Origin of the sequence: Streptomyces triculaminicus, from assembly GCF_017349075.1 — a bacterium.
GTDB classification, from domain to species: Bacteria; Actinomycetota; Actinomycetes; order Streptomycetales; family Streptomycetaceae; genus Streptomyces; species Streptomyces triculaminicus.
In genome coordinates this window covers 154,162-168,356 of record NZ_JAFMOF010000005.1, presented here as the reverse complement: position 1 = coordinate 168,356, position 14,195 = coordinate 154,162, and the positions used below count along the sequence as shown (strand labels likewise).

11 protein-coding genes, 1 pseudogene and 1 riboswitch are annotated in these 14,195 nt (G+C 72.7%); of the genes and pseudogenes, 9 read left to right on the top strand and 3 right to left on the bottom strand.

From position 1 onward, the window contains the following. Positions 1–49 precede the first annotated feature (49 nt). The 5 genes from qcrC (at position 50) to J1792_RS29055 (ending at position 6,470) form a co-directional block, all read left to right on the top strand. A complete protein-coding gene (qcrC, locus tag J1792_RS29075; protein ID WP_086573987.1) occupies positions 50–859 on the top strand; it encodes a cytochrome bc1 complex diheme cytochrome c subunit in 810 nt (269 codons plus the stop codon). Beyond that, on the top strand, positions 856–1,911 hold the full coding sequence (qcrA, locus tag J1792_RS29070) for a cytochrome bc1 complex Rieske iron-sulfur subunit (protein WP_086573989.1): 1,056 nt from the start codon (positions 856–858) through the stop codon (positions 1,909–1,911). Before qcrC ends, qcrA begins: the two co-directional genes overlap by 4 nt. Continuing rightward, positions 1,908–3,530, top strand: a complete 1,623-nt coding sequence (qcrB, locus tag J1792_RS29065) for a cytochrome bc1 complex cytochrome b subunit (protein ID WP_207248549.1) — start codon at positions 1,908–1,910, stop codon at positions 3,528–3,530. The genes qcrA and qcrB overlap by 4 nt, the downstream gene beginning before the upstream one ends. 151 nt (positions 3,531–3,681) lie before the next feature. After that, positions 3,682–4,746, top strand: coding sequence for an anthranilate phosphoribosyltransferase (trpD, locus tag J1792_RS29060; RefSeq protein ID WP_086573993.1), 1,065 nt, complete (start codon positions 3,682–3,684; stop codon positions 4,744–4,746). Positions 4,747–4,821: 75 nt separating this feature from the next. Continuing rightward, positions 4,822–4,938: riboswitch (SAM riboswitch) on the top strand. Positions 4,939–5,093: 155 nt separating this feature from the next. Continuing rightward, entirely contained in the window at positions 5,094–6,470 is a 1,377-nt protein-coding gene (locus tag J1792_RS29055; protein ID WP_086573994.1) for an aminotransferase class V-fold PLP-dependent enzyme, read from the top strand. Positions 6,471–6,477: 7 nt separating this feature from the next. Here J1792_RS29055 and J1792_RS29050 read toward each other — a convergent pair whose 3' ends face one another. Together J1792_RS29050 and J1792_RS29045 are read right to left on the bottom strand one after the other, a co-directional pair. Next, the gene (locus tag J1792_RS29050) at positions 6,478–6,759 is read right to left on the bottom strand and encodes an Lrp/AsnC family transcriptional regulator (RefSeq protein ID WP_086573996.1); all 282 of its coding nucleotides are present in this window, start codon (positions 6,757–6,759) and stop codon (positions 6,478–6,480) included. Then, positions 6,756–7,490: a rhomboid family intramembrane serine protease gene (locus tag J1792_RS29045; protein ID WP_207248548.1), complete on the bottom strand. Its 735-nt coding sequence runs from the start codon at positions 7,488–7,490 to the stop codon at positions 6,756–6,758. The genes J1792_RS29050 and J1792_RS29045 overlap by 4 nt, the downstream gene beginning before the upstream one ends. A 144-nt stretch (positions 7,491–7,634) precedes the next feature. Here J1792_RS29045 and J1792_RS29040 point away from each other — a divergent pair, with 144 nt between their 5' ends. From J1792_RS29040 to J1792_RS29030, 3 genes and pseudogenes are all read left to right on the top strand, one after another. Then, the gene (locus J1792_RS29040) at positions 7,635–9,008 is read left to right on the top strand and encodes an NYN domain-containing protein (RefSeq protein ID WP_207248547.1); all 1,374 of its coding nucleotides are present in this window, start codon (positions 7,635–7,637) and stop codon (positions 9,006–9,008) included. A 238-nt stretch (positions 9,009–9,246) separates the two neighbouring features. Further along, positions 9,247–10,310, top strand: a pseudogene (locus J1792_RS29035) (C40 family peptidase). Between the two features lie 48 nt (positions 10,311–10,358). Next, the gene (locus J1792_RS29030; RefSeq protein ID WP_207248546.1) at positions 10,359–11,585 is read left to right on the top strand and encodes a hypothetical protein; all 1,227 of its coding nucleotides are present in this window, start codon (positions 10,359–10,361) and stop codon (positions 11,583–11,585) included. A 25-nt stretch (positions 11,586–11,610) separates the two neighbouring features. Here the strand turns inward: J1792_RS29030 and J1792_RS29025 are convergent, their stop codons facing one another. Next, complete coding sequence (locus J1792_RS29025; RefSeq protein WP_086571626.1) at positions 11,611–12,852, bottom strand: glycosyltransferase 87 family protein; 1,242 nt, start codon at positions 12,850–12,852, stop codon at positions 11,611–11,613. 155 nt (positions 12,853–13,007) lie between these two features. Between J1792_RS29025 and J1792_RS29020 the strand changes: the two genes are divergently transcribed. Continuing rightward, entirely contained in the window at positions 13,008–14,150 is a 1,143-nt protein-coding gene (locus tag J1792_RS29020; protein WP_086571630.1) for a glycosyltransferase family 4 protein, read from the top strand. The last annotated feature ends 45 nt before the right edge of the window (positions 14,151–14,195 follow it).

The following is a 14,195-nucleotide window of genomic DNA, read 5'->3' as shown; positions in this document are numbered from 1 at the left end:
GGCCAATCAGTCCAGATCGACGCAGAAGATCCTGACACCGGGGTAATCCGTGAAAAAGCTCTCCGCACGACGACGCCATCCGCTGGCGGCGGTCGTCGTCCTACTCTTCGCGCTGGCGGTTACTGGGGGGCTGTACGCCGCGTTCGCGCCGGCGGAGTCGGCCAAGGCCGATGACACCGCCCAGTCCCTCGCCATCGAGGAGGGCAAGAAGCTGTACTCCGTGGGCTGCGCAAGCTGCCACGGTACCGGCGGTCAGGGCACCTCCGACGGCCCGAGCCTGGTCGGCGTGGGCTCCGCGGCCGTCGACTTCCAGGTCGCCACCGGTCGCATGCCGCTGCAGCAGCAGGGCGCCCAGGCCCCTCGCAAGAAGGCCATCTACACGCAGGCCGAGATCGACCAGCTCGCCGCGTACATCGCCTCCCTCGGTGCCGGCCCCTCGGTCCCGACCAAGAACCAGTACAGCCCCGACGGCGCCGACATCGCCAAGGGCGGGGAGCTCTTCCGTACGAACTGCGCCCAGTGCCACAACTTCGTCGGCAAGGGCGGCGCGCTCTCGAACGGCAAGTACGCCCCGTCTCTCGAGGGCGTCAACCCGAAGCACATCTACGAGGCCATGCAGACCGGCCCGCAGAACATGCCCTCGTTCCCCGACACCACCATGTCGGAGCAGAACAAGAAGGACGTCGTCGCGTACCTCGACACGGTCAACAGCGACAAGACGAAGAGCCCGGGCGGCCTCGAACTGGGTGGCCTCGGCCCCGTCAGTGAGGGTCTGTTCGCATGGGTCTTCGGCCTGGGCGCGCTGATCGCCGTCGCCATCTGGGTCGCCGCCCACACCGCCAAGGCCAAGAAGTCATGAGTAGCCAAGACATTCCAGAAGAGACCCTGCCGAGCAAGCAGGGCGACGCGCACCAGGGCGTAGCAGCGACCTCCGGCGACCCGTTCGCCGACCCGGGGATCCCGCCGCACGAGCCCCGCATCCAGGACATCGACGAACGGGCCGCCCAGCGCTCCGAGCGCGTGGTCGCGTTCCTGTTCCTGCTGTCCATGCTGGCCACGGTCGGTTTCATCGCCGCCTATGTGACCCTGCCGGTCGACAAGAGCATCTACGTCTTCCCGATCGGTCACATCAGCGCCCTGAACTTCTCGCTGGGGCTCACCCTCGGCGTGGCGCTGTTCTGCATCGGCGCGGGCGCGGTCCACTGGGCCCGCACCCTGATGTCCGACGTCGAGCACGCGGACGACCGTCACCCGATCGAGGCCGACCCCGAGGTCAAGGCCAAGGTCATGGCCGACTTCGCGCAGGGCGCGGAGGAGTCGACGTTCGGCCGCCGCAAGCTGCTGCGCAACACCATGTTCGGCGCGCTGGCCATGGTGCCGCTCTCCGGCGTGGTGCTGCTCCGTGACCTCGGTCCGCTGCCGGGCACCAAGCTCCGCAAGACCGCCTGGTCCGAGGGCAAGATGCTCATCAACCAGAACACGATGCAGCCCCTGCGTCCCGAGGACATCGCGGTCGGCTCCCTCACCTTCGCCATGCCCGAGGGCATGAAGGAGGAGGACCACGACTTCCAGCAGGAGATCGCCAAGGCGGCCCTGATGATCATCCGGCTGCAGCCGGAGAACATCAAGGACAAGCGCGAGCTCGACTGGTCGGCGGACGGCATCGTCGCGTTCTCCAAGATCTGCACGCACGTCGGCTGCCCGATCAGCCTCTACGAGCAGCAGACCCACCACGTGCTGTGCCCGTGCCACCAGTCGACCTTCGACCTCTCCGACGGCGGTCGAGTGATCTTCGGCCCGGCCGGTCACGCCCTTCCGCAGCTGCGGATCAAGGTCAATGACAAGGGCTACCTCGAGGCCATGGGCGACTTCGCCGAGCCCGTCGGTCCTGCCTTCTGGGAGCGCGGATGAGTACTACAGACAACCGCCGCAAGGCACCCGCGGGCGAGCGGGTCGCCGACTGGGCCGACGGCCGGCTGGGCATCTACAGCCTGGCCAAGGCCAACATGCGGAAGATCTTCCCGGACCACTGGTCCTTCATGCTGGGCGAGGTCTGCCTCTACAGCTTCGTGATCATCATCCTCACGGGTGTGTATCTGACGCTGTTCTTCCACCCCAGCATGAACGAGGTCGTCTACCACGGCTCGTATGTGCCCATGCAGGGCATGCACATGTCCGAGGCGTTCAAGTCGACCGTGGACATCAGCTTCGACGTCCGTGGCGGTCTGCTCATCCGGCAGATCCACCACTGGGCGGCGCTGATCTTCCTCGCCGGCATGTTCGTGCACATGATGCGCGTCTTCTTCACGGGCGCGTTCCGCAAGCCGCGTGAGATCAACTGGCTGTTCGGCTTCCTGCTGTTCGTCCTCGGCATGTTCACCGGCTTCACCGGTTACTCGCTGCCGGACGACCTGCTCTCGGGCACCGGTGTCCGCTTCATGGAGGGCGCGATCCTGTCGTTCCCCATCGTGGGCACGTACATCTCGATGTTCCTCTTCGGCGGCGAGTTCCCCGGCTCGGACTTCGTGCCGCGGTTCTTCTCGATCCACGTCCTGCTGCTGCCGGGCATCATGCTCGGCCTGCTGGTGGCGCACCTGATCCTGGTCTTCTACCACAAGCACACGCAGTTCCCCGGCCCCGGCCGGACGAACAAGAACGTGGTCGGCATGCCGCTGCTGCCGGTCTACATGGCCAAGGCCGGAGGCTTCTTCTTCCTGGTCTTCGGTCTGATCGCGGCCATCGCGGCCATCGCGACGATCAACCCGATCTGGGCCATCGGCCCGTACCGTCCGGACCAGGTGTCCACCGGTGCGCAGCCCGACTGGTACATGGGCTTCGCCGAAGGCCTCATCCGAGTGATGCCGGGCTGGGAGATCAACGTCGCGGGCCACACGTTCGTCCTGGGCGTGTTCATCCCGATGATGATCTTCCCGCTGGTCCTCGCGGCCATCGCGGTCTACCCGTTCATCGAGTCCTGGGTCACCGGCGACAAGCGGGAGCACCACCTGCTGGACCGCCCGCGCAACGCCCCGACGCGCACCGCGTTCGGCGTCGCCTGGCTGACCGCCTACATGGTGATGATGATCGGTGGTGGCAACGACCTGTGGGCCACCCACTTCCACCTGTCGATCAACGCCATCACCTGGTTCGTCCGGATCGGCTTCTTCGTCGGCCCGGTGCTCGCCTTCATCGCCACGCGCCGGATCTGCCTGGGCCTCCAGCGCCGCGACAAGGACAAGGTGCTGCACGGCCGCGAGTCGGGCATCATCAAGCGCCTGCCGCACGGCGAGTTCGTCGAGGTGCACGAGCCGCTCTCGCAGGAGCAGCTGCACACCCTCACCGCGCACGAGCAGCCCAAGCCGCTCGAGCTCGAGCCCGAGGTCGACGAGAACGGCGTGGCCCGCAAGGTCGGCGCCACCCGGAAGCTCCGCGTGAAGCTCTCCAAGGGCTTCTACGGCGAGGGGACCCACATCCCCAAGGCCACCGCGGAGGAGTACCACGAGATCACCAGCGGCCACGGCCACCACTGATCCCACCCGCTGATCACTGATCGCCACAGCGAGAGCCCCGTCCGGAAGCCCGGACGGGGCTCTTCGCCGTCCCCGGACCTGGATAGGCTGGACCGGAATCAGCGGACCCCTACGGCGGTCCCGTCACGACCGACCACCAGGAGTGTGGACCATGAACGTTGCGACCCCGGCAGGCGGCGAGCGCTCGGTGGCCCCTTCCTGGCCGGGCGTACTGGAGGCCCTGCTCAACCGGGTGGACCTGAGCGCCGACGAGACCGCCTGGGCCATGGACCGCATCATGCGGGGCGAGGCCACCGACGCGCAGATCGCCGGGTTCGCGGTGGCCCTGCGCGCCAAGGGCGAGACGGTCGCCGAGATCTCCGGCCTGGTACGGACGATGTACGCGCACGCCAACCTCATCGAGGTGCCCGGCCCGAGCGTGGACATCGTGGGCACCGGCGGTGACAACGCCCGGACCGTCAACATCTCCACCATGTCCTCGATCGTGGTCGCCGGCACCGGCGCCAAGGTCGTCAAGCACGGCAACCGCGCCGCCTCCTCCGCCAGCGGCGCCTCGGACGTGCTGGAGAAGCTGGGCGTCAACCTCGACCTCACCCCGAAGCGGGTGGTGGAGGTGGCCGAGGAGGCGGGGATCACCTTCTGCTTCGCCGTGAAGTTCCACCCGGCGCTGCGTCATGTGGCGCCCGCGCGGCGCGAGCTGGGCATCCGCACGACGTTCAACGTGCTGGGCCCGCTGACCAACCCGGCGCGGGTGCGCGCCCAGGCCACCGGCGTCGCGGACGCGCGGATGGCGCCGATCCTGGCCGGAGTGCTCGCCGAGCGGGGCTCCTCGGCGCTGGTCTTCCGCGGCGACGACGGGCTGGACGAGCTGACGACGACGGCCACGTCGAAGGTGTGGGTGGTGCGCGACGGCCAGGTGCGCGAGGAGTCCTTCGACCCCCGGGACGTGGGCATCGAGCTGGTGCCCGTGGAGGCCCTGCGGGGCGCCGACGCCTCGTACAACGCCGACGTCGCCCGGCGGCTGCTCGCCGGGGAGACGGGCCCGGTGCGGGACGCGGTGCTGCTCAACTCGGCTGCCGCGCTGGCCGCGCTGACGCCCACCGACGCGCCGCTCGTGGAGCGGATCCGGGAGGGAATGGAGCGCGCGGCCGAGTCGGTCGACTCCGGCGCGGCACGTCGGGTGCTCGAGCGATGGGTTTCGGCCAGCAACGCCTGAGGCCATGACGGGGCGCGGTCCGCGATGCGGACCGCGCCCTTGCGCTTGCAAGATCGTGTGGCATGATGCTGCGCAGGTCACGAGTGACAGCGCTTCGGCCCCGGCCTGCTGTCCGGCAACCCTCCTTCCGTGGCGGGGTGCCCCGGGTGATGACCGGGCCGCAGGCAGTGAGGTCTGCGGCAAGCGCGGATCCCTCGCCAGGGATCCTGGTCGTCGAGGGAGATCCTTCCGTGATGCAGCGAATGCGATAGGGCCGCAGCGGCCCCTTCTCCGGTACGTCCCGTGCGCCCCTGCCCTTTCGAGCGGGCCGCGCGTTTCCTTCATCGTCCCCGCCGGGAGAACTCGCCATGTCCGCATGCCCTGCCGCCGTCCTGTCCGCCACCGAACCGCTGCCCGTGCTGGGCCGGGACGTCCGCGTCCCGCTCGTCACCGGCGGCGAGGCGTCGTACGCCGCCCTCGACTACGCCGCCAGCGCGCCCGCGCTGCAGCGGGTGTGGGACGACGTGGCCGCCTACGCGCCCTACTACGGAAGCGTCCACCGGGGCGCCGGGTATTTGTCGCAGCTGTCCACCGACCTGTTCGAGAACAGCCGGGCCGCCGTCGCCGGCTTCCTCGGCTGCCGCGAGGGCGACCAGGTGCTCTTCACCCGCTCCACCACCGACTCGCTCAACCTGCTCGCGGCCGCGGCGCCCGCCGGCTGCCGCGTGTTCGTCTTCGAGACCGAGCACCACGCGGCGCTGCTGCCGTGGGAGCGCCGCGAGGACGTGAGCGTGACCTACCTGGACGCGCCGCGCTCCGCCGGCGAGGCGGTCGGGACGCTGGAGCGGGCCCTGGCCGACCGGGAGCCGTACGGCCCTGCCCTGGTCTGTGTGACCGGCGCGTCCAATGTGACCGGCGAGCTGTGGCCCGTACGGGAGCTGGCGGCCGCCGCGCACGCCCACGGGGCCCGTATCGTGCTGGACGCCGCCCAGCTGGCGCCCCATCACCCGGTGGACGTGGCGGAGCTGGACGTCGACTGGGTCGCCTTCTCCGGGCACAAGCTGTACGCGCCGTTCGGCGCCGGCGTGCTGGCCGGGCGCGCGGACTGGCTGCGGGACGCCGCTCCCTACCTCGCGGGCGGCGGCGCGAGCCGCACGGTGGCGCGCGGCGAGGACGGCTCGGTCGAGGTGGAGTGGCACGAGAGCGTCGCCCGCCACGAGGCCGGTTCGCCCAACGTCATCGGGGCCTACGCCATCGCCGCGGCCTGCCGGGCGCTCGAGGAGGCCGGCTTCGAGGGGCTGGTGGAGCGCGAGCGGCGGCTGGTGGACCGGGTGCGCGCGGGGCTGGCGGAGGTGCCCGGGGTGCGGGTGCTCTCGCTGTTCGGCGACGACGCCCCGCGCGTGGGCGTGATCTCCTTCGTCGTGGACGGCTGGAACAGCTCGCACTTCGCGGCCGCGCTCTCGGCCGAGTACGGCATCGGGGTCCGCGACGGCCTCTTCTGCGCCCACCCGCTGGTCCGGACGCTGCTCGGCGGGGAGCGGGACGAGCCCGGCGAGTGCGGGCCCACCGACGAGGGCCGGCCGCTGAGCGCCGTCCGGGTCAGCTTCGGGGCCGGCACGCCCGACGAGCACGTCGAGCGGTTCGTCCGGGCGGTGGGGGAGCTGGTGGAGCGCGGCGCGCGCTGGCTCTACCGCACCGAGAGCGGCCGCTGCGTCCCCGACGCCCCGGCGGCGGCCGCCGCCTGACGTCGCGTCAGCTGTCGAGGCCGATGGCGAAGGCGGCCTCGAGGTCGTGCTGGGAGTAGGTGCGGAAGGCGATGTGCGTCTCCGTGGAGGCCACGCCCGGCACCTTGCTGATCCGGCCCGGGATGACGTCCGCGAGGTCGTCGTGCCGGGCCACCCGCACCATCGCGATCAGGTCGTGCGCGCCCGTGACGGAGTAGACCTCGCTGACGCCCTCCAGTGCGGCGATCTTCTCGGCGATCTCGGGGATGCGGTCCACGTCGGTCTTGATGAGCACGATCGAAGTGATCACGTCGGTTTGTCTCCTGTTCCGGCCGGGGGTCCGGGGGGTGTCCCCCGGGAAGACACAGTAGCCGCACGCGTCCGGCTGACCCAGGCGTAGCCGAAGCCGAGGCAGAAGCCCAGGACATGGGCCAGATAGGCGACCCCGGGCCGCCCCGCGTCGGTGCCCGTCGCCAGCCACTGCAGAACGAACCAGAACAACAGTACGGCCCAGGCCGGAAAGCGCAGCGGCAGGAAGAAGAGGAACGGGAAGAGGCTGGTGACCCGGGCTCTGGGGAAGAGATGGAGGAAGGCGCCCAGCACCCCGGAGATGGCGCCCGACGCCCCCACGAGGGTGCGACTGGAGTCGGCGTGCACGGCCGCGTAGCCGAACAGGGCCAGATAGCCGGTCACGAGATAGCACAGCGCGAAGTCGGTACGTCCCATGCGGGCCTCGGTCATGGCGCCGAAGACGAAGAGGAAGAGCATGTTGCCCAGCAGATGCACCCAGTTGCCGTGCACGAACAGGGCCGTCAGGGGAGCGGTCAGAGCGAGCGGGGGGCTGTGCCACAGCTCCTGGGGGACCACCCCCCAGCGCTCGAAGTACTCGCTCTGGGCGGACAGCAGCCCGGTCCCGGTGCCGTAGGAGGGGTTCAGGCCGGACGCCGGGCCGATGAGGAAGACCGTGCCGCAGATGCCCAGGATCGTCCAGGTCACCCAGGGGGTGCCGGTCCGCCGTGAAAGTCCAGCCTTTCTGATCATGGCCAGATCATGGCGTACCGGGCGCAACCGGCACCAAGTGCCTCGCCGGTCCGTCCCCCGGGCCCCTGGGCACCGCGTCCGGCGACCGGCAGGCCGTAGGGTGGACCGGGCGTTGCGTATCAGAAGAACGGGAGCGATGAAGCGGTGGCGGAGCACACAGACGGCGTGGAGGCGGCCGGTGACGCCGGCGGGGCCGACGACGGCGTCAGCGAGGTGCTCGACCGGCCGCTGCCCGAGGGGATCCGGCGGCGGGTCGTCAACCTGGTCGCCGAGGCGTTCGGCGGCCTGACCGTCACCGAACTTCCCGCCCAGCTGCGGCAGTACGCCCGCTTCACCCCCACGCGCCGTGCCAAGTTCGCCGGGAACGCCATGGCGGCCGCGGTCGAGACCGACACCGCCTTCCGGCAGCGGATCTCCGCACGGCTGCGCGAGGGCGACTCGGAGCTGGTCCGGGCGCTCGACGCCGGCGCTCCGCCCGCGGCCGCGGACCCCGAGGACGTGGCGGCCATGGCCTTCGTGCTGCGTCCGGCCGGCTGGGTCAAGCTGGTCACGGCGGCCGGCGAGGAGGCCCAGCGGGCCACCGCCGAACGGGCCGGCGAGGAGGCCCAGCGCGAACTGCGGCGGCTGCGCGGCCGGCTGGCCGAGGTCCGGGACGAGGCGCGCGCCGAGACCGAGCGCGTCCGCGCCGAGCTGGAGGCCGCCCGCAAGGAGACCGAATCGCTGCAGCGCAAGCTGCGCAGCGCGGTCAGCGACATACGCCGCGGCGAGGCCGCGCTGCGCAGGGCGCAGGCGGAGCTGGAGGCCGCGCGCGCGGAGACCGCCGCCGAGAAGGCCGCGGCCTCGGGCGAACTGCGGCGCGTCAAGGCCCGGCTCGCGGAGGCCGAGGCCGCCCTGGAGGCCAGCCGCCGGGCCGTGCGCGAGGGACGCAGCGTGGAGGACATGCGGCTGCGGCTGCTGCTGGACACGGTGCTGGACGCCGCCCAGGGCCTGCGGCGCGAGCTGGCGCTGCCGCCCGCCTCGATCCACCCGGCGGACACCGTGGACGCGGTCCAGCCCGGCACGATGACGCCCAAGGACATCGCCACCCGCGCCCTGTCCGAGACCGACCCGGCGCTGCTGGACCAGCTGCTGGCGCTGCCTCAGGCCCACCTGGTCGTCGACGGCTACAACGTCACCAAGACCGGCTACCCGACGATGCCGCTGGACAAGCAGCGGCTGCGGCTGCTGGGCGGGCTGGCGATGCTGGCCGCGCAGACCGGCGCCGAGGTGACTTGCGTCTTCGACGGCGCCGAGCTCGCGGCGCCGGTGCTCCTGGCGCCGCCGCGCGGGGTGCGGGTGCTCTTCAGCAAGCCCGGCGTGACGGCCGACGAGCTGATCCGCCAGCTGGTACGGGCCGAGCCGCCCGGCCGCCCGGTCGTGGTGGTCTCCACCGACCGCGAGGTGGCGGACGGCGTCGCCAAGGTGGGTGCGCGCCCGGTGGCCTCGGCCCTGCTGCTCAAGCGCCTCGCCCGCACCTGATCCCCGGTCCCCGCCCCGGAGACCCGCCACACCACCCGTCCGGGCGAATCCCGGCTCCGGCGGCCGGTCGCGCGCCCCGCCGGTGACCTGCGCCTTGGGCCGGGTGTCCCTTTTACCCTTGGGCGGGTCTTTGAACGGAAGGTGACCGCGCCGCTACTGTCTGGCGCGCGGCGCCCGTCCGTCGTCCGCCCCACCGGGCGGCAGGGTCCGCACATCGTGGAAGGAAGTGCGGCCTCCCGTGGCGTCCCATCGCCGTCTCGTGCAGTCCGGTCTCACCCAGAGCGTCCGGGTCTCGGTCCTCTCGGCCGCCGTGGCCACCGCCGCGGCCGCCCTCTCGGCGGCCCCGGCCACCGCCCGGCCCGGCGACACCACCGACGAGGGCAAGGCCTCCGGGACGGTGAAGGCACAGCTCGACCGGCTCTACGAGCAGGCCGAGCGGGCCACCGAGAAGTTCAACGCCGCCGGTGAACGCGCCCACTCCCTGCGCGAGCGGGTGGAGCGGGCCGCCGGCCGGGTCGCCTGCGGCCAGGAGAAGGTCAACCGGATGCGCGGCGACCTCGGCATGATCGCCACCGCCCAGTACCGCAACGGCGCCGTCGACCCCGCCCTGGAACTGCTGCTGTCCTCCGACCCCGACGGCTACCTCGACAAGGCCGCCACCCTCGACCGCATCACCGGCCGGCAGGCCGAACAGCTGCGGGCCCTGATGGTCGCGCAGCGCACCCTGCGCCAGGAACGGCAGGAGGCCGCCCGCACCCTCGCCGAGCTGGAGGACAGCCGCAAGGCCGTCGAGCGGCACAAGCGCGAGGTCGAGGGGAAGCTCGCCGCCGCGCGCAGGCTGCTGAACACCCTGCCCCCGTCCGACCGGGCCGAGTACGCCCGCTCCTCGCGCTCGGGCGAGCGCTCCGGCGGCCCGTACCGGGCATCCGCCCTGCCGGAGCAGCCCGCCGTCGTCTCCGGCCGGGGCTACGCCGCGGCCATGGCCGTGCGCCAGGCGGTCGGCTCGCCCTACGCGTGGGGCGCGACGGGGCCGGGCGCCTTCGACTGCTCGGGGCTGATGCAGTGGGCGTACGGCGGGCCGGGGTGGGCCTGCCGCGCACCTCGCAGGCCCAGCGGCACGCCGGACGCCGGGTCTCGCTCGCCGAGGCGCGCCCCGGCGACCTGGTGATCTACCGCGACGACGCCAGCCACGTGGGCATGTACGTGGGCAACGGGCAGGTGGTGCACGCCCCCTATCCCGGCGCGCGGGTGCGCTACGACCCCGCCGACATGATGCCGATCTCCTCCGTCACCCGGCCCTGAGCGTGCCCTGACCCGGGGCCGGGCCCGCCCGGCTCGTACGATGCGGGCGTGACGGGCAGGCGGTGGAGCGGACGGCGGGCGGTGTGCTGCCTTGCGGCGCTGCTCGCCCTGCAGCCCCTCACCGGCTGCGGCGACACCGGCTCCGCGGACCGCGCCGACACCGGCGACCGGTCCGTCCAGCGGCTGCTGGACCGCTGGGGGCGGGCCGTGCGCGACCGCGACGAGCACGCCTACCTGGCGGCCGTCGACCCGGCCGCCCGCGGCTACCGCGACGAGCGCCGGCAGGTCTTCGCCAACCTCGGCGCCGTGCCGCTGGCCTCCTGGGAGTACCGGCTGGTCCGCACCCGGGGCACGGGCGGGCGGGTGGTGGCCGAGACGGAGCTGCGCTACCGGCTCGCCGGATACGACACGGCGCCGGTCACCGCCCCGGTGCGGCTGACCCTCGTGCGGCGCGTCGGCCGCTGGTTCGTGGCCGGGCAGGAGTCCCGCCAGGGCGGCGGGCAGCTGTGGGAGCAGGGCACGGTCACGGCGGTCCGCGGCCGCAGCAGCCTGGTGCTGGCGGTCGGCCAGGACCAGGAGCGGATGCGCGTGCTCGCCGCCCTCGCCGACCGGGCCGTGCCCGCCGTCGAGTCGGCCTGGAGCGGCGGCTGGGCCCGCCGCGTGGTGGTCGAGATGCCGGCGTCGCTGGAGCGGATGGCGGATCTGCTGGGCTCGCCCGCCTCCCAGTACCGGGGCATCGCCGCCGTGACCACCGGCGAGGGCGGCGGCGCGGGCGCCGCGCCCGCCGACCGCGTCATCGTCAACCCCGAGGCGTACGGCGTGCTCGGTGACTTCGGCCGCCGGATCGTGCTCACCCACGAGACCGCCCACGTCGCCACCCGCGCCGCGACCTCCCCGGCCACCCCGCTGTGGCTCTCCGAGGGCTTCGCCGACTGGGCGGCCTACCGGACCACCGGCCGTACCCCCCGCCAGGCCGCCCCCGAGCTGGCGAACGCCGTCGCGGCGGGCCGTGCGCCCCAGAGCCTCCCGGAGGACGCGGACTTCGGCTTCGCCGGGGAGGCGGGCCGGCTGGCGCGGGCGTACGAGGAGGGCTGGCTGGCCTGCCGGATGATCGCCGAGGGCTGGGGCGAGGACCGGCTCGTCGCCTTCTACCGGAAGGTGGGGGAGCGCAAGCAGCGGGCCGGCGCGGTGGAGGCGGCGCTGCGGGAGGTCCTGGGGATCGGGGCGGAGGAGTTCACTGCGCGGTGGCGGTCGTACGTGGCGAAGGCCTTCTGACGCCTCCGTTCCCTTCGGGTGCTCCCTAGCCCGGCACCAGCGCCGACTGCCGCTCGGCGGGCGGCTCCGGCTCCTCCTCCACCGTCCGGGGCGCGGTCACCGTCTCCTGCCACAGCCGCCTGCAGGAGATCACCGTCGCCGCCACCAGCAGCCCGTTGCGCAGCGTCAGCGTCGCCACCCCCAGCTTGTCGCTGGCGATGACGTGCGCGAACCAGATCGGGAACTCCAGCTGCGTCAGCGGCGCAGCGAGCAGCACCAGCAGCACCGGCAGCCACTGGCGCGGCGTCCGCATCGTCACGCACACCGCCGCCAGGCCGATCAGCCAGATCATGTACTGCGGGCTGATCACCCGGCTGGTCGTGGTGAACAGCAGCACCGCGGCGAACGCGGCCTCGTAGGGGGTCGTCGCGGTGAAGTGGCGGGCCCGCATCCGCCACAGCAGCAGCCAGGCGAAGGCCAGCACGCTCAGCCCCAGCGCCAGCGCGCTGACCGCGTGGACGTGCCGGCCGAGGAACTCCACCGAGCCGTAGTTCAGCCGCGCCTTGCCGTGCCAGCCGACGTGCCGGGCCAGATGGAAGACCAGCGATCCCAGGGACTCCACCTCCGTGCCCCGGTCGCGCTGGAAGGTGAGGAAGGCCAGCGCCCCCGGCATCGCCGCCGCGAAGAACATGGCCAGGATCCCCGCAGTGGCCAGCGCCGCGCCCCACGTCGAGCGGGTGCGCGGGCCGCGCGGGGTGCCGATGAGCAGCAGCAGGGGCCAGACCTTCAGCAGCGCCCCGAAGCCGGTCAGCGCGCCCGACAGCCGGGTGCGCCGGGCGGCGGCCAGCAGGGCCGCCACGGCCACCGCCGTGACCATCACGTCGTAGCGGGCGTAGACGATCGGGCCCAGCAGCGGCACCCCCACCACCCAGACCCACACCCCCAGCGGCCCGCGCCGCCCGTCGCGCACCGCGTAGAGCAGCATGCCGGTGATCGCGGCATCGGCCAGCAGGCACAGGGCGAAGAAGGCCGGGGCGTAGTCGAGGAAGGGCAGGAGCCCCGGGGCGAGCACGGCCAGCGCGGCGGCCGGGGGGTACTGCCAGGTGACGTCGTCGTACGGGAAGATGCCGGTGCGCAGGACGCCGTACCAGCCCTGGTAGATCACCTCGATGTCGACGGAGACGTCCGATCCCGGCATGTCCCACACCCGGAACACGCACATCATCAGAACGGCCCGGGTGACGGCCCACACCACGATCGAGAGCCGCAGACTCGTGCCCGCCACCATCGTCCACCTCGTCCCTTCGGGTCGGCGCCACCACCACGCGCCGTACACGTTCGGTCACTGGAAGGAATGATGCCGGGGAAGTGCCCCCGCGCGCGACGGACGTGGCGGGAAGCGGCCCGGTTGCCGCCCGATCGCACCCGGTACTGTCGGCGGCGATGCACAAGACCCTCATCGTCACCAATGACTTCCCGCCGCGCCCCGGCGGCATCCAGGCCTTCCTGCACAACATGGCGCTGCGCCTGGACCCGGAGAGCATCGTCGTCTACGCCTCCACCTGGAAGCACAGCCGCGAAGGCGTCGAGGCCACGGCCCGGTTCGACGCCGAGCAGCCGTTCCCGGTGGTGCGCGACCGTACGACCATGCTGCTGCCCACCCCCCGGGTGACCCGGCGCGCGGCCACGCTGCTGCGCGAGCACGGCTGCACCTCGGTGTGGTTCGGGGCCGCCGCGCCCCTGGGGCTGATGGCGCCCGCGCTGCGCCGGGCGGGCGCCCGCCGGCTGGTCGCCACCACCCACGGCCACGAGGCCGGCTGGGCCCAGCTGCCCGCCTCCCGGCAGCTGCTGCGGCGGATCGGCGAGGGCACCGACACGATCACCTATCTGGGCGAGTACACGCGCTCGCGGATCGCCGCCGCCCTGACGGACGAGGCGGCCGCCCGGATGATCCAACTGCCGCCCGGCGTGGACGAGAAGACCTTCCACCCCGGCTCCGGCGGCGACGAGGTCCGCGCCCGGCTCGGTCTCACCGACCGCCCCGTCGTCGTCTGCGTCTCCCGGCTCGTCCCGCGCAAGGGTCAGGACACCCTGATCCGGGCCATGCCGCGCATCCTCGCGGCCGAGCCGGAGGCGGTGCTGCTGGTCGTGGGCGGCGGCCCGTACGAGAAGGAGCTGCGCCGGCTCGCCGCCGACACCGGCGTGGCGCACGCCGTCCGCTTCACCGGGGCCGTGCCCTGGGAGGAGCTCCCCGCCCACTACGGCGCCGGCGACGTCTTCGCCATGCCCTGCCGCACCCGCCGGGGCGGGCTGGACGTCGAGGGGCTCGGCATCGTCTACCTCGAGGCCTCGGCGACCGGGCTGCCCGTGGTGGCCGGAGACTCCGGCGGGGCGCCGGACGCCGTCCTCGACGGCGAGACGGGCTACGTGGTGCGCGGCGGCTCCCCCGAGGACGCCGCCGACCGGATCGTCACGCTGCTCGGGGACGCCGAGCTGCGCCGCCGGATGGGCGAGCGGGGCCGGGAGTGGGTCGAGGAGCGCTGGCGCTGGGACCTGCTGGCGGAACGGCTGAAGGAACTGCTGTAACGGACGACGAAAACAAGGGGTAAGGGGCTCGTGCCATGGCGCGAG